We start from the raw sequence: 17965 nt of genomic DNA, 5'->3' as shown, positions 1-17965 counted from the left end.
TCCTTTACATTTTCAACATACTTTCGTACGGTGTAACATAACAAACACGGTCTCTTACTTCAATGATCAAAACCTTTTCGCCACGTCCGATCATTTTCTCTTGGGGCGTATAAAAACAAGCAGGGCGACTGATTGAACCAGTAACACTTTTTAATTGGATTTCTCCCATTCCCTGGATCGGTATCGGGGTCACCACTGTCGCGATTTGACCTTCTAATGTTTTTTCAGAAGTTGATAGCGTCGATTCTGCGTGCTTCATCGGCATCAAGATATAAAAATTCAACAAAAAAACTAAAACGGTTGCAATAATCGCGCTGATCACGAAAATCACTAATGAGGACTGGTTGGTCAAGGATTCACCTAAATAACCTAATAAACTGGTAAAAGTCAACCAGGGAACGATCAGCATCGGATCAATAGGTCCATCGAAATCAAAGACATCTCCAAAAATAACAAGTAACACTGCAATCCCAGCGCATATGAGTAAAACGTACCAGTAAATCGTGATGATTGCGATTCCTCCTATCATCTCATTCGCCTCCTTTGTGTACAAGATTATCATATCATACTAACCTATATAATTAACCTACTTTGGATAAAGTTTTCACTTTTAGTCCGCTTGGTTTTGGATTATACTAACAAAGGAGGTGAACGAATGAAAAATTTAAAAAAACTATGGGGTACATTGATCTCTATAGTTGTTTTTGGCGCAATTGGCTTTATCGGAATGGATCTATTGAATGTAGAACAACCGATCTCAAGTGATTACAGTGAATCTAGTTATACTGCTTCAATCGAGAGTGAAGCGGGAGTTTCTACTGACCAACGATCAAACATGAATACATATAGTATGGAATCTTCTGATAAACCAGTCGAAAGTACAAGCAAAAGTGAAGCTACTATCACAAGTAGTATACCTGACTCATCTGAGCCAAGAAACAACGGCTTACCTCAAGAAGAAGACTTAGCACCGACTGGAAACAATCCTGGGCCACAAGAATTAGGAACAGCTTCCTTTGATGTGGCTGAGCTCTCAACAAACAAAGGATGGATCGAGTATCATGAGCTTGATCGATTAGGACGTCCCACTGGTGCGGCTGCCTTATTGGAAAAATCAATGATCAATACAGGAACCAGCGCAAACCGTGACATCCGTCCTCCTGGATTTATTTCTGGACCCAGATATGATCATTCTCGCGGACATCTGATCGCTAAACAGTTCGGTGGTAGTGGCGACGACGAAAGAAATCTAGTTACTTTGTTTCAATTCCCAGTAAATGATCCTTACATGAACTACTATGAACTAAAAATCCGTAAGGCGTTGAATCATGGTGAAACTGTACGCTATCGTGTTACTCCACATTATGTTGGCGATGAACTCATCCCTGAAAGTGTCGAGTTAGAGGCAAAAGGAACAGGCAATAACCCAACGATTGATTTTACGGTATTGATACCAAATAAAAAGTAGGTGAAACGATTGTTTGAACAATTGAAGCAAAATCGTACATTAGAAGAAACACTCGCATGGCTGGAAGAAAACGAGCTGTTCGATTATGAGGAACTTGTGTTTTTCCCTTCTTACCAACATTTCAAAGCTAGTATTCTGCGAACAATCGATTATAACTCCCTGGATGAAGCGGAGGTCGCGAATCTCCTTTCATCCTTTCACTTGGTGGCTCGTACGATCGATGGTGATTATCTCTTAGCAAATGAAAAAACGGTTTGTTTGTTTCCTCGCTCTCACCAAAAAGAAGAAATCCAGCGATTTAATGGGAGTTTTGCCGATTTACTAATAAGATACGCAAACTCTTCGAAATCGATTGTCGAATTTTTTTAACTTTCTACTAACTAAGGTTGCTCGCATTAACAATGACAAACTGGGGCTTTATCTTTGAACATTTAACAAAAAACGTATCGCGTATGTTTAGGTATATAAAACAAAAAAACGTCCGAAATGATCATTCTCATTTCGGACGTTTTTACTAACTTATTTTATAAACTAGTTTCTTCTTCCAACGTTACTTGGGTTTAGTGTGAATAAAAAGCACCTAGTTACTTTGGTATCCTTCTATGTTTTTTTCAATAATATGAATGATCAAGCACCTACCCTGTAACTTCTAGCTGATAAAACATATTTTTCGATTTCTACTAAGAAGAATAAAAGTAATCCAGGTAAAAGACTGATGACGACTTCCGTACTTGATAGTAGGTTTGTTCCTAAAGCCATTCTTAATGGTGGGAACCAGATCATCGCAGCTTGAAGCAAAATCATGATCCCAATTGAATAAAACAATGCGGTATTTTTCCATAATCCTCTATCTAAACTAAATTCGCTGATCCTACGACAATTGATCATATAGAAGGCCTGACCAAACACCATCGCATTGATCAACACCGTCTGACGTGCATCGTTTGAGACATATTCCATCGCAGTTAAGCCTAAGATCGTCAAGATCATCCCTACATATAAAATGCGCACCAACGCATATCGTGACAAAATCCGTTCATTCAATGGTCGTGGTCGTCGACTCATCACTTGTTTTTCTGCCCGTTCAAATCCTAAAGCATAGGACAAGGTGATCGAAGCAACTAGATTCAACCATAGGATTTGCACAGTCGTCAAAGGTAATGGGGAGTTTCCGATCAATGAGAATAGTAACAATAATCCTTGCGCCAAACATGTTGGTAAATAAAAGAGAATCGTTTTCTTCAAGTTGTCGAATATCCGACGTCCTTCTTTGACTGCATAAGCGATCGTCTCAAAATTATCATCGACTAAAACCATATCTGCTGCTTGCTTACTAACATCGCTCCCTTTGATTCCCATAGCAATCCCGACGTCAGCTTTTTTCAATGCTGGTGCATCATTTACACCATCGCCGGTCATCCCAACAATTTCACCTTGCGCTTGCAGATAAGAAACGATTGCCAATTTGTGTTCTGGTGTCGTTCGCGCAAATACATCGTTTTCACTTACTGCGCGTTGCCATTGTTGCTCTGACAGTTGATTCAGCTCTTTTCCTGTGATTGCTGTTTGATGATTTTGCAATCCTAGTTGTTTTGCGATGGCTTTCGCTGTCAGTGGATGATCGCCTGTGATCATTTTGACACGTATTCCAGCTTGTTGCATTGATTTCACTGCTTCGATTGCTGACTCTTTTGGTGGGTCGATCACACCGCATAAGCCAATCATCGTCAATGCTTCATCTAGTGCATCATGAGATAAGTCTTCATCGCCGATTTCTTTCATCGCAAAAGCTAACACACGTTGCCCTTGGCTCGCTAAATCTTCATTTTTCTTATGCCAACGTTTTTTATCGATCGACTGGCTCATACCTCTAGCATCCATTTGTTGTCCCGCTTTTTCGATCAATACATCCGGTGCACCTTTTACGAACAAGATATTTTTCCCATTGATCTCATGAACAGTCCCCATGTATTTATACGTTGAATCAAAAGGAATTTTGGCAATAGGTGAATGGATTATTGCCTGTTGCGTATTTGTATAACGTAATAATGCAAGTTCTGTTGCATTTCCCGTTTCAGGACAATCCCCATCTGCTAATTGTGTTTCTTGACAATTATGCATTGCTTGTAACAAATATTCTTCGACTTTTGTATGTGCTACTTGTGCAAATGATTCAGGCGTATACCAATCATTTAGTGTCGCTATATGAACTAAAGACATTTCATTTTTTGTCAATGTCCCTGTCTTATCTGAACAAATAACCGTCATCGCACCTAAGGTTTCTACTGTAGGCAATGTTTTTACAATGGCATTCTTCTTTGCCATTCGATTCACGCCAATCGACAAAATGATCGTTAAAATCGACGGCAGGCCTTCTGGAATCGAAGAAACGATCAAAGCAATGATCGCCGTAGCGATATAGCCCCATGTCATACCATAATAAAAATACGAAACAAGAGCAATTAACAAAATCAACGCACTGATTCCTTTAAATATACTTGTATTCATTTCCTTGATTTTCTTCAATAACGGGGTTTCTTGTTCTTCAACAGTTGATAAAGAATGACTGATTTTACCGATTTGAGTATTCGAACCTACTTCAACAACGACACCTAATCCATTGCCAGATTCAACTTTAGTGCCCGAAAAAGCCATATTTACTTGTTCAGCTAATTCTGTATTTTCAGCTAATTCTGTATTTTCAGGTAAGCTATCAACAGTTTTGCTGACAGAATGTGTTTCTCCTGTTAAAATCGCCTCATCCACTTGTAAATTGAATGATTCGATGATCCGAACATCTGCTGGTACGATATCTCCAGCAGTCAAGACTACTTGATCGCCGACGACCAAGTCTGCCGGATCGATCTCTCGTTTTTTTCCATCTTCTAAAATCACTGCTTTATCACTCAATAATCCTTTGATACTATCTAAAGAAGAAGCTGCTTTTCGTTCTTGGAAGTACCCGATCATCGCATTTAGAAAAACAACTAAAAAGATCATGCCACCTTCCATCAATGCACCAGTTGCAACTTTCAATATCGCTGCCCCTAATAAGATGTACATCAACGCATCATGGAAATAAGATAAGAATTTTTGCCATTCTGGTGTTTGATCTTTTTCTTCCATTTTATTTTTTCCATATTTTTTTTGACGTTCCAGCCGATCACTCTCTGTGATATATTCTGTGACTTGAACTTGTTTGATTGTTTCTTCCGTTGACTTGTTATACCATTCCATACTTTTTCTCCTCCAACACTAACTAATCTATAATCAGCTTACAGGTTAGAGTAACTCTAAGGTCAAGGGTTTCGTGTAAATAATTTAAAAATACTCGCTTTTTTGAATCAACTAATAGTAAAATGAGGAACAGATATAAAGTATAAATAAATCAAACGGAAGTGAATCGATTGAAAATCAATGAATTAGCAAAATTATATGATATTACCCCACATACTTTACGTTACTATGAAAAAATCGGTTTGATCCAACCAGATTATGACGATAACGGTTATCGAAATTATTCGTACAAAGAATTAGAACAACTAAATACGATTCGCGATCTGCGATATTTTGATGTTTCTTTGCCTGAGATCGTCGAATATCTGAATAATAAAAATATCGATCGAACAAAAGAACTTTTACGATTTGAAATTGATTCTTTGCATCGTTTGATTGCAGAATCAAAAGAAAAAATCTCCTTATTAGATGATCGCTTACAGTTGATCTATGAAGTAGAAGATACTCCATTCAATCAACCGATCGTGATGGAACATCAATTACGTCAAGTAATCAAAGACGATGAAATGACGACTAGCGATGATGTCGATTACGCATTGAAACAGCTGCATAAAAAACATGAGAAACAACTCAGTGCCAACAATCAAAATTTATTTGGAAGTATCTTACATGAAGAGTCAGAGTCTTTTGCCTATCAAGTCTTTTATTTCTATCCAGAAACTGCCTCTTTGATCAATGAGGTGTCCACGTTACCATCCGGGAAATACTTGGCCTACACTTACCAAGGAGCCTATGAGCAACAAGTCACAGGCATTCAAGAAATGAAAAAATATGCACAAACACATCAACTAGAATTAAAGAGTCCATTTTATGAACTCTATCTCGTAGATTTCCATGAAACCAATGACCAGAATGAATTTATTACACGATTAGAAGTATTGATCCAGTAACCAACTATTTATCTAAAAAACACCACAAAAAAACAGCCAAAAGAGAGTAAAGCTACGAGTTGCTTCTTCCTTTTGGCTGTTCATTTATTCTTTTTTACGCATGATAACGTTCAATACCATCTAAATAAGTGGCATCTAAGGTCATGTCAGGATTCAAAACGATGAAATCAGCATCTCTTCCTTTAGCAATCTTTCCACATGTATCGTCGATCTTACAGCTAACTGCAGGAACGTACGTAGCCATCATGATGGCTTGTTCTGGTGTAGCTAAGCCCCAATCTACGACATTTTTGATTGCTTCTTTTAATCTTAGAATACTTCCAGCTAGATTTCCAGATTCTAAACGAGCTGTTCCATCTTTTACGACTACTGGGAACTCACCTAAATTGTAATTACCATCAGGCATCCCCCCAGCCATCATGCAATCCGTGATCAAAGCCACATGTTCATGTCCTGCTTTTTCCATCAGGATCTGTGCTGCATTTGGATGGACATGGTGACCGTCACAAATCAACTCAGAAAATACGTGATCCAATGATAATAATGCGCCGACCATACCTGGCTCACGATGGTTCAAGCCACGCATCCCGTTAAACGCATGAACAAACACGCTTGCACCTGCTTCAACAGCTGCTTGTGCTTCATTGATCGTTGCATTACTATGACCTAAAGCAACTACAACGCCTTCATCTGTCACTTGTTTTACAAATTCTTCGACACCTGCGCGTTCTGGTGCTAATGCGATTTTTTTGATCAATCCGCCTGAAGCTTCTTGCCATTCATTGAAGACTGCCAAATCAGGGTCGCCAAAATAACTTGGGTTTTGCGCGCCTTTATGCTCTTCTGTAAAGAATGGTCCTTCAAAATAGATCCCTTTGATTTTAGCGCCAGGAGCTTCATGGTACATTTTTCCGATCGTCTCTGCCACATCTCTTAGACGTTCTTTACTAGAGGTTAATGTTGTAGGTAAAAAGGCAGTTACCCCACAAGATAACAGACCTTCTGACATAGCTTTGATTCCTTCTGCGTCATTATCCATAACATCGTGATTCATAAACCCATGAATATGTGTGTCTACAAGTCCAGGGGCGATCCATTTACCGCTTTGATCAATGATCGTTACTTCACCAACTGGTTTTTCTGAAAGATATTCGCCAAAAAGCCCATCAGTGATTTCAAGATATCCAGCGTTTTTCACACCAGATGCTAAAAAGAATTTGTCAGCATAGATATAAGTTCTCATTCTATTCTCTCCTTTGATGATCTACCTTTAAATTACTCTTATTTACGAAAGAAGTCAAGAATGGTCTACACCATTTATATACTTTTAGCAATCTTTTTTACTGCTTGAGCTAATTCTTCATAAAACAATGCTTTTGACAGTTCATTTTGCTGTTTGTAGATCAAACTTTTTAGAATAAATAAATCATTTAAATAATAATAGCTATTTTTTTCTTGTGCCCAACGAATCCCTTGATTCACTTGTTCAAGGGCTGCTTGGCGTTCTCCTTGATGAAATAGAAAACTACCATAATTATAAAAAATCTGGGTCAATTCGCTTTTGTTGTGCTCGTTGATCGTATCATGTAAGAGTTGGACGCTACGACTTAAATAATATCTTGCTTCTGTACTTCTCCCTGCAACCCCATAGACTTTACCAATACAGCTGATCAATTGGATCTCTATATCACAGACATGTGTCCGATCTTTTTGGCTGGAGTAAGTCAATGCTTCTTTCAAGTAACTAAGTGCCTTTACTAGGTTTTTCCTTAATGTAAATTCACAAACACCTAAATAATAATAATACCGTTGAAAATCCTCAGCTGAATAGAGATTCTCTGTCACCTTCGCTGATTTTAGTTCTTGTTCTAATTTACGATAATCTCTTTTTAAAAAGTAAAGATCCAGAAGATCAAATTGTCTAGTTGCTGCTCGAATCTTGTCCTTGGATAAGTTCATTACATAATCGATCGTTACACCAAGCCTGTGACAGATCTGAGCCATCACTAATACATTTGGTAACTCTTCGTTATTTTCGATTCTACTCAGCACACTTTGAGAACAAATGCCTTGTGAAAGCATTTGTTGAGTCATTTTTTGTTCTTTTCGGATTTCTTTGATGATCGTACCAAAGGAATCGACTAATGCTTCCATAAGTATCCCCCTCTCAAAAAAATATGCGTATTCGCATGACTACATGTATTGTACTTGACTACTTTGTAAACTTCAAGAAAAGTCCAATAGCAACGAATCATTTTTCAAAAATTGACATTAAAAAAACGCCTCGGTATCGGGACGGCTTTTAGGTGAAGTCGTATTTACTTTATAAAAAAATTTGCCAATCACATCGTTTTTACTACTCGTTGGCTCTTACTCGAAACTGGTTATTTGCAGGTGTCAAATGAGAATAAAACTCAGACAAAAACGGTTGATTTAGTGAAGTAAGCAAATGCCCATAAGAATCGTTGATTCCAATTGTTATAGTGATTCACTTACTTCATAAAATCTTGATTTATCCCGTCAGTTACTCGCTTACGCTTAAAACTACCTACTTAATACACACGCACAACAGCCAAAATATGACATTTCCTATCTTTGTCGGTAGGTTGTCAGGAATTCACGCATTTTTTTCGCCGTTACTTTTAGATCGTCTAATTTTGGTAAGTAAACGATTCTGAAGTGATCTGGATCAGGCCAGTTAAAACCGCCTCCGTGAACAAGTAAAATCTTATGCTCGTGCAGAAAATCTAATACGAACTGCTCATCATTGGTAATATTGAAGCGTTTCGTATCGATTTTTGGAAAGATATAAAAAGCTGCTTTCGGCTTAACCGCTGATAATCCAGGGATATCATTGATTGCATTATAAATGTATTCTCTTTGTTCGTAGATCCGTCCACCTGGCAATAGCAATTCATCCACACTTTGGTAGCCCCCTAGGGCAGTTTGGATGATTTGTTGTGACAGAACATTTGAACAAAGACGCATAGAGGAAAGCATATTCAACCCTTCGATATAGCCTTTTACATTTGATTTGTCACCACTCAACACCATCCAGCCGACACGGAATCCCGCCACACGATGTGATTTAGATAGGCCATTCAATGTGACAACGAATAGATCAGGTGCTAAAGTCGCAATCGGGATATGCTCTAAGCCATCCATCACTAAACGATCATAGATTTCGTCTGAATAAATGATCAATTGATGTTCTCGTGCGATTTTCACGATTTCTTCTAATAATTCTTTCGGATATAAAGCTCCTGTTGGATTATTAGGATTGATGATCACGATTGCCTTTGTCCGGCTGGTAACTTTAGATTTGATATCCTCAATATCTGGATACCATTCGGCTTGTTCATCGCATACATAATGAACTGGTTTTCCTCCAGCCAAAGAAACAGAAGCTGTCCATAAAGGATAATCCGGCATTGGCACTAATACTTCATCGCCATTGTCCAACAGCCCTTGCATACACATCGTGATCAGCTCACTGACCCCATTACCAGTATAGATATCATTGATCGTCACATTTGGAAATTTTTTCAATTGACAATACTGTTCAATCGCTTTTCGTGCAGAAAAAATCCCTTTTGAATCCGAATAGCCTTCTGAATCTCTGGCATTCATGATCAAATCACGGATCACTTCATTTGGTGCCTCAAATCCAAATGGTGCTGGATTTCCCGTATTCAATTTTAATATACTGATGCCCTCTTCTTGCATTCGTTCTGCTTCTTCAAGAACCGGTCCGCGGACATCGTAACTTACGCCTTCTAATTTGTTGGATTTTTCAAATTCTCTCATAGTGATCCAATCCCTCGTTTCAAAAAAGTTAGAAATTTCTGATTATACCCATTTATTTCCATATCATACTCCATTCATCTGGATTTTGCCACCGTTTTAAAGAAATCCTAGATGAAAATCAACTTTTTTTACTTTTATTTCTCATGCCGATCGTTCCAAAGATTTGCTGCCCAATCCATAGCAATTCCGATAATCACACCTAAGAATATCCCCATGGTCAATTGTCCAAATGCAGATCCAATGATAATGCCTGCCACCATTCCTAAAATTGAAAATTCCCCATCATATTTATTCATGATTTTCCTCTTTCATATCTTGACATCTATTTCGTTACTCGCTATGATTAAAGTGTTGTTTCTTGCAGACGTGATGGAACGGCAGACATGCAAGATTGAGGGTCTTGTGAGCGTAAGCTCGTGTGGGTTCAAATCCCATCGTCTGCATAAATAAGTAAAACTCATGGTTTATGCCATGAGTTTTTTTGTTTGTTATTAAAAAAACAAGGCAGTTCATCGAGTCAATTTACAATTTTTCTACCTATATAAGAGTAATCCATTAGTTCTTGATATCGAACATTGACTTTGTTCTCTTATTTGATGATCTTCTGTTTAGGGAAGAGACTATTTTCAAAAGCGACAACAATGTTTGATTTTTCTAATACCGTGTAGTCTTTGACGACAAATTGCTTACGGTTATTATAGTAGCCTTTCACAAATATCTTCATTCCTTCATCTACATCGGCAATAAAATTAAGACTATGATTAGCAATCAAGCAATTCTCTGAGCCTAAAGTAAAACGGATCAGTGGTCGTTCCCCTAGTTTGATCGTTCTGATTTTTGAGACTGTTCCATATTTTCTTTCCATTGTCATCTCTCCCCTCATCACCATTATACGAACAAACGTTCCGTTTTTCAAGTGATTTTCCTTGGAAAAACAACTCTAAAAAAGTATCTTTAACGTCTACTTATTCACTTGGCGATCAACGATTTGTTGAGATTTTTCCGCCGTTTGCTTTGCATCGTTTCTCGCTTTTTCTAATTGTGCGATATAACTTCTCAAATTACTATTTTCTGCTGAAATAGTTTCTAATTGTTTCTTCGCGGTTGCTAAATCAGTTTGCAAATTTGTTTTTTCTCGATTTAATTGGCTGATTTGTTCGTTTAATTGATTAACAGTACTTTGCATCTCTGTATATTTGCCCTGGATTTCTTGAAGTCTAGTATTCCATTGACTATTTAGGGTATTGATTTCGTTTATTTTTTGAGTTATTTCATTGATCTTATTGTTGATTTCGATTTGTTTGTCATTTAATTGATTTTCTTTACTAGTTAATTGGTTTTGTAAATTTGCATGTTCAGCAACCAATTGGCTTTTTTGCGTTTCCAAGTCAGTGATCTTTGTTTGGTATTCTTGCGCTTTTGTTTGTATATTTTGAAGATCTTGATTTTTTATTGCTAATTGACTATTTAAGTCAGTGATTTTTTGGTCATGGCTTGTTAACTGTTGATCAAGTTTTTCTAAATTTTCGTTGATCTTAGTGATATCAGATTCTCCACCCCAGAATAAAACTTCTCCTGCAAACCGTGTGCCCGTATAACCAATAGCCCCTAGCAACAATGCAATCAATCCAGTAATCATCCATTTTTTTTTCATGTTCTTCTCCTTAATAAATATTATTATTTTATAACCAGCTAAATCTAATCTTTTACTTGTCTATTGTCAAGACATATCTATTTTAAATTTTCAAATTTTATAAAACGTTGAAATGAAAGGACTATAAATTAAATTACAGGCAATATTTTAGTACAAATTCTTTAATTGTTTTATAATAATAGTATGTCATATAGGAAAGGGGTAATTTCAATGAAAACATTAGATATGATTGCTTTAACATTGTTGATTGTTGGAGGATTGAACTGGTTGTTAGTCGGTTTATTAGAATTTGATTTAGTTGCGACGATTGCAGGCGGCTCTACGACTATTTTAGCTAAAGCTATATATATTATTGTTGGGATTTGTGCTATTTATTGTTTGAAATTCTTTCCAATGATCTCCAATCGTGTAGAACATCAATAATTGGGATTTGATTTTTTCAGAACATGGGGCAACCATTTGCTCCATGTTTTTTTATTATTTACTCCTTTGATTGTCGTCATTAGGCTTAAGAATAGCTATTATGACTGATAGATAGCCACCCATTTTATCTTCTACAATAGAAAAAAACATATTTATTATCCGCTTAATATTTTCTTAACTAATTTTTTTCATCAAAAAACGGGAACATACATTCTTTCAATTAAAAGAAAGAAAGCGTTTTTCGATTACATATGTTTCGTTGAATATTACAAAAAAGGTAGCTTTGTCATAAACTGTTACGTTTTTATCACCTATGAAATGTCTTATCATGGTAAAGTATTACTCGTTAGCGAAAACAGCTAATCAAAATAACTTTTTAAAATACGAAGGAGATCTTTCATGAAATCACTTAAAACTATTCTTTTTGGAACAACTTTGGCCGCCGGCGCTGCATTATTTATGGGTACTTCTGCACACGCAGACGAAGCCTACACTGTTCAATCAGGTGATACTTTATCAACGATTTCTCAAAAATACGTTGGTGACAACTCCTTGATCCAAACAATTGCCGAAGCTAACTCAATCTCAAACATTCACCTGATTTTTTCAGGTCAAGAATTAACTATTCCTACTGGTGAGCAAGCAACTGCTCCTGTCGCTACTCAAGCACCTGTAGAACCTGTTCAAGAAACAGCGCCAGTTGTGGAAACACCTGTAGTAGAACAAGCACCTGTAGTAGAACAAGCACCAGCTACTGAAGTCGCTGTTTCAACTGGTACGAACGATGCCAAAGAATGGATCGCACAAAAAGAATCTAGCGGTTCTTATACAGCAACAAACGGACGTTATATCGGCCGTTACCAATTAGACTCTTCTTACTTGAACGGTGACTACTCTGCTGCCAATCAAGAAAGAGTGGCAGAACAATATGTTGCTTCTCGTTATGGCTCTTGGGATGCAGCCAAAGCTTTCTGGTTAGCTAACGGTTGGTACTAAGAACAAATTATCATTGAGTTAAAAGCTAAATAAAAAATTGGAAGGCTCGAAAATAGATAATCTATTTTCAGAGCCTTCCATTTTTTATTTATGTTACCTTCAATCAGCGATCAACTAATGTTGATTTTACCATCGATCGTTGTTGTATTGACCAATTTTTCTTCGTTATAAATATTGTATAAAATTCTAACATCATGACTGCCAGCATCAGGTAGATTCTCAAAAGGGATAGAGTCTATTCGGTTGTTTGGAGGAATCAATCCTGATTTATACAATTGTTTATTATTTGATGCTAGATAGTATTCTACTTGGATATTGAATGCATTCTGACCATTATTACGTACATCGACACTCGCTTTTCCTTCTTTATCAACTTCTATATCATGTTTCAAAAGAATACGCATTTTGTCTTTATCTACTTGATCTTGCATTGCTTTTAAAATCTCTTCATTACTCAATCTTGACAGATGATCATCTAAATCAGGCAATCTTGCCACTACTTGAGGAGGAGATTGATTAAAATAAAAGTATCCGCCGATCCCTGCTACAAGACATACGAGTAGCAAAGAAAACAAGATATAAGTTCTCTTCTTTTTACTATGATTCTTTTTTTCAATATTATTACTATGTGCCATTTTTCTCAACCTCCTTTCTCAAAATTATAACTGAAAAGTCTTTCATTCAGGCTCTTTCTACTAAACTGAGTAATGGAATACTTATCAACTTTGCTAAGATTAGTTAGCTAATGCAGAAAAATGGAATGACATCGTGTATGCAGGTGTCACAATAACATCCTGTTGGAAAGGACTAGTGATTGCTCCTTCAAATTTCAAGGATTTTGTTTGTCCTGTTCCAATAGTTGTCAAATAAGTACGAGTATTCAAGAACTGTCCAGAAGCACTTTGCAAACGAACCGCTGCTTCATTTAATGGTGTAAAGAACAAATCTTGAGTGATCCCAGTTGAGCTTGTCTCCGCAAAACTATCTACTTCGATCATCACTCTATGTGAAGTTGAATTATTTGTCATTGCATATAATGGGGAAACGATCTCTGGTTGAGGCGTTCCGTCTTCTGCCATCGCATTTGCATATCTTACAGTCGTTGGGATCGTGATATCGATATAGCGTTTATCTTCTGGATCAACTGGATCCCATTCTCCGATCCATCCTGAAACTTGAACATCTGCTTTGTCATCACCTTTGATCGTTTGTCCCGGTGTATTGTCTGGTTGTCCAGGAATCCATCCCAAGTCATTGGCAGCAACGTTTATTGAACCAAGTCCTAAACCACTTAATAAAATTGTAGATACAATCGCTAAATTACTTAGCTTCTTCATATTGAATTTCTCTCCTTGCTGAAATAATCTATATTATTTCACTAAATTTTTTGTAGTCGTTCTTCTTTTTGATTGAATGTATAAAACGATCCTATCGAAAAAAGAGTAAGCAATAAACCGATCAAAGCAATTCCATTGGTCAAACGTTCCCCAGTTTGTGGGAATTTAGAGGAAGAACCTTCACTTTTGTTTGATGTTGGACCTGTAGCTTGCTGTTCTTCATTTTGGGTACTCTGCCCTGTGTCGTCTTGATTTTCGGAACTATTACCTAAATCACCGATCGTTGCTTCGACATGAACTGTTTGTATTTCTGATTGTTGAGCATGATAGACAGTTGGACTCATAAAGCATAACAACAACACACCTATCATGTAATACATCGTCTTTTTTATCTCACCCTTCACCTCCTAATATAAACGACACAATTCCCACAAAACAATTATCCTTAAAAAACCAGCACTTTTAAAACCAAGTTTTACCGCCAGTTTGGTAAACAAAATAAGAATATATAGTTATTTATTTTAGTAACAAATACAAACCAGACTTACAATAATTGACCAATCACCCATATATAACAGTGATAAAATAGCATTATAGAGTCCATATGAAATCAAGAAAAAATAAATAACATATTATTTTAACTAATCAGTTTGAACTTTTCTTAATAATTCCCACCAACAGAAATAATTGCCAACTGATTTTTGTATAGTAGATCAAATCTCAGCAAGTTCATCCACTTTGATGTGATAGTACTCGACCAATTTATCAATGATGACTTCATCTAAATAGTTAGAAATTCCAAGAGTAGGCACTTCAAAATAGTCATTGAAATATATATCTGTCAGAAGACAATCAAACTTTTTTAAATAATCATTTTGTATTTTTGTCGCAGGGTGAAGAATCTCTATATTGATATTATGTCGAAAATAAAATTTGATTTCCTCTTTGAGCATACACATATGATCATAAGAACTATCTAATAATAGGGCGACATTGAGTTTTATCTTTTGCTTCCGTACTTGTACCCATAGATCTGACCAGGAAGTCAACAACTTGAAGACAGATTGATGGATCATTTCATCTAAATAACTATGAAATGCAGATCCTAATGTCTGATAAATCTCAAAAAATCGGTCTTCTAAATCTTTCACTAGTGTGGGACTGTCTCTTTTTACGTTTTGAAAAAATTCTCGTTTCTTATTATGTAAAATATAGGTGGGTCTTACCATATTCATGGTTGTCCAATAAATATCATGAATCAATTGATCACGATTTTCACAAATTATACCGAACTTATTTTCTAAGTATTCAATTACTTGATTTAGTTTATTTTTTTGATTTACTGCATCAACTTGGACATTTAAATATTGTAATCGTAAAGTCGGATGAATCGGTTGATAAAACTCATAGAAAAGTTGTTGGAGGTTTTCTTCTCTTAAATTGACGACAAACTTTTCATTGATACGTCCTAAAAGTTCTGTTTCATTTGCGAAATGTTGGAAAATAAACGGTATATTCCTCGATATCAACTGATAATCTTGCTTCAAACGAACAAAACAAATAAATAAATGAAATTTCATATTTCCTAAAAACAAATGATTGTCATTATTGACTAATGCCCAGATCGTATTCTCTTTTACAAATACTTCGATGATATCCGTGATCAGAGAGAGATCATCGCCTTTCATTAAATTCTCAGGTAAATTATATTTTTCTGCAAAGAAAGCAGAAAAAAAATCTCTAATATTCCCTTCATTACCTACAATATCGAGATGATTATTGATTTGAAATTCATATTTACTGATGACTTGATTGATTCGATTAATAACACGTGATACTTGTGTTTCAGATATGTATAAACTATCACTTAGATCGTCTTTTGAACTTACTCTTCTAAAAAATAGTGTCTCAAGTAAGGTATATTCCAAACTTTTACTCAAAATTTTTGAATAGATGAATGCTTTTGGTGTTTTCATATTTTTCTTTAGCAATACTCCTGATCTAAAGGAGGTTTCAATTGTCAGCGGTGCAATCATCTCATTGATTTGTGAAAGATCATTTCGAGTTGTTTTTTCTGAGCTTTCGATCATTTCGGCTAATTCAGCTGTCGTCATCCACTGAGTATCCCATAATATTTCCAAAATCTTCAACTGACGTTTCAAACGTCCATCTAAGATTTCTCTCATTTCGGTTCCACCTCTCCAAACAAAAAATATTGAACGTCTACATTATTTTTAACATAATGATTTATCTAAAAATAATCTCAATCTACCGACCGCTTGGTAAAATAACGTTAGAACTTATAGGTGAATGTATTGAAAATGTCAATAATTCTATCATTAAAAAAATTGGTATAGATTAAAAAGTTAATGTATTCTCATTTATTCAGTGATCATTCTATTTATAACCATTTTCAAAACAGATGTTTAGCAATGATTTTTTGCGTTTTTATTAATTAAAAATAAGAAAAGATATACCAGTATAGGCATATCTAATAAATTGGATTATTAAACAGATTACATCACAAGTTCTTTTCTAAATAACTTGACACTTTCTTTTCTGTTTATAATAAAAGTATGTAATTTGTGAATGAACTCATTATCGAAATAATGTGGGATGCCAATCACCCTCGGTTGTTCGATAGACCCTCGGATTGTACAAACATCTGTCAACACACAGTCATATTTTTCTAATTTTACTTGGCTGAACAGATCAAATGGTGACAAGATATCAACGGAGTACGTACTTCTGAAATGCATTTCGATTTCTTCCTTCAACATACGCAAATGACCAATGGGAACATCCAAGATCAATGCAGCCTTGATCTGATGGGTCTTTTTCATCTCGATCCTAAAATCAGACCACTGTGTAACCAAACTATAGATCGATTGATACACCATATTTTTCTTATCAAACGATTTAAGTTCAAGTTCTTCATATATTTCTGCAAAACACTCTCTTAATTCAAACATGATTGTTTGATTTTCACCCATTAATTCTAAAACAAATTCTTCAATCACATTGTTCAATATGAAAGTCGGGCCAGTGATTCGAAAACTACTCCATAAAATGTCAGCAATCAATGTATCACTATGGGAACACTCGATATTAAATCGTTGAGATAAATCTTTGATCAGTCGTTCAATTTTACTATGTAAGGATGATTGAAACATACCAAACTGTTGGCAAGCTCCGGTCACTTTAAAAGGTTCGCAATAGTTGGCAAATAAATTGTATAATATGTCTTCATTCAGTTCAATTTCAAAAGATTCTTTACATCTACGTTTTAATTCTTCGTCATTCAAAATGGTTTTGTAGTTAAAAACAGTTGCTTTTTTTTCTATAAAAGCACCTTGCTTGCATCGATATAGCGCAGCTAGTACTTTTAAATGTATTTTATTTAATAAAAAATGATGTTGGACATTCGCTTCAATGATCGTTATGTTTTCCTCATAAAAACATTGGATCAATCGATCGATCAGGTCAAACTCTTCTTTTAAAAGAAGCGGTTCCGCAGAAAGATATTTTTCATACATCAAACTAGCAAATAATTTACGAATATTTATCTCTGAACCTTCAATCGTCAATTCATGACTGATTTGTATTGAAAATTTTTCTAAAACTGAATTTAGCTTGGCCAACAAGCGGTTCAACTGTGTCTCTGAGATAAACAAGCAATCACATAACTCACCTTTAGAAAGCTTCGGATTGATAAAAATTTCTTCGATGATCTGACATTCGATGCAGTTTTGCAAAAACAAAGAATAAAGATGTGTTTTTGAGACCCCAAGTGTTTTATCCAAGAAAACCCCGTGTTTAAAAGATGTTTCAATTTTAAGCGGTTTGATTATTTCATTTAAATGTTTGATATCCGTTCGTATCGTCTTTTCGACTCCCCCGATGACTTGGACAATTTTCGATACGGTCAACCATTCATTTTCCCACAGCAATTCTAATAATGCTAATTGCCTTGTACTTTGTTTATTTAATATTCCTTTCATTTTACTCCCCCAAATCTAATAAAAAAGCACAGTAATAAACAAAAAATAACACCCCGTCTGTGATTTTTTCATTTTTTTCTTATATGATTATT

The 17965-nt window shown here is 35.8% G+C and carries 18 protein-coding genes and 1 tRNA gene; 6 read left to right on the top strand and 13 right to left on the bottom strand.

Going from position 1 to position 17965, the window contains the following annotated elements:
• Positions 1–4: 4 nt before the first annotated feature.
• A complete protein-coding gene (locus IGJ49_RS05855; RefSeq protein ID WP_438722734.1) occupies positions 5–529 on the bottom strand; it encodes an NfeD family protein in 525 nt (174 codons plus the stop codon).
• A gap of 126 nt (positions 530–655) precedes the next feature.
• On the opposite strand from IGJ49_RS05855, the gene IGJ49_RS05850 reads away from it, so the two are divergent.
• On the top strand, positions 656–1468 hold the full coding sequence (locus IGJ49_RS05850; RefSeq protein WP_349520274.1) for a DNA/RNA non-specific endonuclease: 813 nt from the start codon (positions 656–658) through the stop codon (positions 1466–1468).
• Between the two features lie 9 nt (positions 1469–1477).
• Complete coding sequence (locus tag IGJ49_RS05845; protein WP_023519508.1) at positions 1478–1837, top strand: hypothetical protein; 360 nt, start codon at positions 1478–1480, stop codon at positions 1835–1837.
• A gap of 258 nt (positions 1838–2095) precedes the next feature.
• On the opposite strand, the gene IGJ49_RS05840 is transcribed toward IGJ49_RS05845, so the two are convergent.
• Positions 2096–4705 carry an HAD-IC family P-type ATPase gene (locus tag IGJ49_RS05840; RefSeq protein ID WP_438722732.1) on the bottom strand — a complete coding sequence of 870 codons (2610 nt, stop codon included), beginning with the start codon at positions 4703–4705 and terminating at the stop codon, positions 2096–2098.
• 161 nt (positions 4706–4866) lie between these two features.
• Between IGJ49_RS05840 and IGJ49_RS05835 the strand changes: the two genes are divergently transcribed.
• Positions 4867–5655, top strand: a complete 789-nt coding sequence (locus tag IGJ49_RS05835) for a MerR family transcriptional regulator (protein WP_232092493.1) — start codon at positions 4867–4869, stop codon at positions 5653–5655.
• Between the two features lie 94 nt (positions 5656–5749).
• On the opposite strand, the gene nagA is transcribed toward IGJ49_RS05835, so the two are convergent.
• From nagA to IGJ49_RS05815, 4 genes are all read right to left on the bottom strand, one after another.
• Positions 5750–6898, bottom strand: a complete 1149-nt coding sequence (nagA, locus tag IGJ49_RS05830; RefSeq protein WP_010735705.1) for an N-acetylglucosamine-6-phosphate deacetylase — start codon at positions 6896–6898, stop codon at positions 5750–5752.
• 74 nt (positions 6899–6972) lie between these two features.
• Positions 6973–7809 (bottom strand): helix-turn-helix domain-containing protein, encoded by an 837-nt coding sequence (locus tag IGJ49_RS05825; protein ID WP_010735706.1) that lies wholly within the window; start codon positions 7807–7809, stop codon positions 6973–6975.
• Positions 7810–8244: 435 nt separating this feature from the next.
• The gene (locus IGJ49_RS05820; protein WP_023519505.1) at positions 8245–9462 is read right to left on the bottom strand and encodes a pyridoxal phosphate-dependent aminotransferase; all 1218 of its coding nucleotides are present in this window, start codon (positions 9460–9462) and stop codon (positions 8245–8247) included.
• 134 nt (positions 9463–9596) lie between these two features.
• Positions 9597–9758: a hypothetical protein gene (locus IGJ49_RS05815; RefSeq protein WP_019724415.1), complete on the bottom strand. Its 162-nt coding sequence runs from the start codon at positions 9756–9758 to the stop codon at positions 9597–9599.
• A gap of 64 nt (positions 9759–9822) precedes the next feature.
• Between IGJ49_RS05815 and IGJ49_RS05810 the strand changes: the two genes are divergently transcribed.
• A tRNA-Leu gene (locus tag IGJ49_RS05810) sits at positions 9823–9905 on the top strand.
• Positions 9906–10051: 146 nt separating this feature from the next.
• Here the strand turns inward: IGJ49_RS05810 and IGJ49_RS05805 are convergent.
• Positions 10052–10327 carry a hypothetical protein gene (locus tag IGJ49_RS05805; protein WP_034691354.1) on the bottom strand — a complete coding sequence of 92 codons (276 nt, stop codon included), beginning with the start codon at positions 10325–10327 and terminating at the stop codon, positions 10052–10054.
• 96 nt (positions 10328–10423) lie between these two features.
• Positions 10424–11116, bottom strand: a complete 693-nt coding sequence (locus IGJ49_RS05800) for a hypothetical protein (protein WP_010735710.1) — start codon at positions 11114–11116, stop codon at positions 10424–10426.
• A gap of 210 nt (positions 11117–11326) precedes the next feature.
• Here IGJ49_RS05800 and IGJ49_RS05795 point away from each other — a divergent pair, with 210 nt between their 5' ends.
• Together IGJ49_RS05795 and IGJ49_RS05790 are read left to right on the top strand one after the other, a co-directional pair.
• On the top strand, positions 11327–11539 hold the full coding sequence (locus tag IGJ49_RS05795) for a DUF378 domain-containing protein (protein ID WP_010735711.1): 213 nt from the start codon (positions 11327–11329) through the stop codon (positions 11537–11539).
• Between the two features lie 399 nt (positions 11540–11938).
• Positions 11939–12535, top strand: a complete 597-nt coding sequence (locus tag IGJ49_RS05790) for a LysM peptidoglycan-binding domain-containing protein (protein ID WP_016249999.1) — start codon at positions 11939–11941, stop codon at positions 12533–12535.
• A 110-nt stretch (positions 12536–12645) separates the two neighbouring features.
• On the opposite strand, the gene IGJ49_RS05785 is transcribed toward IGJ49_RS05790, so the two are convergent.
• The 5 genes from IGJ49_RS05785 to IGJ49_RS05765 form a co-directional block, all read right to left on the bottom strand.
• Positions 12646–13170, bottom strand: coding sequence for a hypothetical protein (locus IGJ49_RS05785; protein ID WP_438722729.1), 525 nt, complete (start codon positions 13168–13170; stop codon positions 12646–12648).
• Positions 13171–13269: 99 nt separating this feature from the next.
• Positions 13270–13872, bottom strand: a complete 603-nt coding sequence (locus tag IGJ49_RS05780) for a hypothetical protein (protein WP_010735714.1) — start codon at positions 13870–13872, stop codon at positions 13270–13272.
• Between the two features lie 41 nt (positions 13873–13913).
• Positions 13914–14252, bottom strand: coding sequence for an LPXTG cell wall anchor domain-containing protein (locus IGJ49_RS05775; RefSeq protein WP_041684188.1), 339 nt, complete (start codon positions 14250–14252; stop codon positions 13914–13916).
• A 333-nt stretch (positions 14253–14585) separates the two neighbouring features.
• Positions 14586–16058, bottom strand: a complete 1473-nt coding sequence (locus IGJ49_RS05770) for a helix-turn-helix domain-containing protein (RefSeq protein ID WP_023519501.1) — start codon at positions 16056–16058, stop codon at positions 14586–14588.
• A 330-nt stretch (positions 16059–16388) separates the two neighbouring features.
• A complete protein-coding gene (locus IGJ49_RS05765) occupies positions 16389–17873 on the bottom strand; it encodes a helix-turn-helix domain-containing protein (protein WP_438722726.1) in 1485 nt (494 codons plus the stop codon).
• Between the last annotated feature and the right edge of the window lie 92 nt (positions 17874–17965).

It is taken from the genome of Enterococcus sp. AZ171 (assembly GCF_051714005.1).
GTDB lineage: Bacteria > Bacillota > Bacilli > Lactobacillales > Enterococcaceae > Enterococcus_B > Enterococcus_B pernyi.
This window is presented reverse-complemented; position numbering and strand designations above follow the sequence as displayed.

Bases quoted from the DNA above. Each gene is read 5' to 3' on its own strand.
- IGJ49_RS05775 (WP_041684188.1), bottom strand. From the start codon at position 14,252: ATGTATTACATGATAGGTGTGTTGTTGTTATGCTTTATGAGTCCAACT.
- IGJ49_RS05840 (WP_438722732.1), bottom strand. From the start codon at position 4,705: ATGGAATGGTATAACAAGTCAACGGAAGAAACAATCAAACAAGTTCAA.
- IGJ49_RS05770 (WP_023519501.1), bottom strand. From the start codon at position 16,058: ATGAGAGAAATCTTAGATGGACGTTTGAAACGTCAGTTGAAGATTTTG.
- IGJ49_RS05795 (WP_010735711.1), top strand. From the start codon at position 11,327: ATGAAAACATTAGATATGATTGCTTTAACATTGTTGATTGTTGGAGGA.
- IGJ49_RS05805 (WP_034691354.1), bottom strand. From the start codon at position 10,327: ATGGAAAGAAAATATGGAACAGTCTCAAAAATCAGAACGATCAAACTA.
- IGJ49_RS05850 (WP_349520274.1), top strand. From the start codon at position 656: ATGAAAAATTTAAAAAAACTATGGGGTACATTGATCTCTATAGTTGTT.
- IGJ49_RS05785 (WP_438722729.1), bottom strand. From the start codon at position 13,170: ATGGCACATAGTAATAATATTGAAAAAAAGAATCATAGTAAAAAGAAG.
- IGJ49_RS05825 (WP_010735706.1), bottom strand. From the start codon at position 7,809: ATGGAAGCATTAGTCGATTCCTTTGGTACGATCATCAAAGAAATCCGA.
- IGJ49_RS05820 (WP_023519505.1), bottom strand. From the start codon at position 9,462: ATGAGAGAATTTGAAAAATCCAACAAATTAGAAGGCGTAAGTTACGAT.
- IGJ49_RS05790 (WP_016249999.1), top strand. From the start codon at position 11,939: ATGAAATCACTTAAAACTATTCTTTTTGGAACAACTTTGGCCGCCGGC.
- IGJ49_RS05765 (WP_438722726.1), bottom strand. From the start codon at position 17,873: ATGAAAGGAATATTAAATAAACAAAGTACAAGGCAATTAGCATTATTA.
- IGJ49_RS05780 (WP_010735714.1), bottom strand. From the start codon at position 13,872: ATGAAGAAGCTAAGTAATTTAGCGATTGTATCTACAATTTTATTAAGT.
- IGJ49_RS05800 (WP_010735710.1), bottom strand. From the start codon at position 11,116: ATGAAAAAAAAATGGATGATTACTGGATTGATTGCATTGTTGCTAGGG.
- IGJ49_RS05815 (WP_019724415.1), bottom strand. From the start codon at position 9,758: ATGAATAAATATGATGGGGAATTTTCAATTTTAGGAATGGTGGCAGGC.
- nagA (WP_010735705.1), bottom strand. From the start codon at position 6,898: ATGAGAACTTATATCTATGCTGACAAATTCTTTTTAGCATCTGGTGTG.
- IGJ49_RS05855 (WP_438722734.1), bottom strand. From the start codon at position 529: ATGATAGGAGGAATCGCAATCATCACGATTTACTGGTACGTTTTACTC.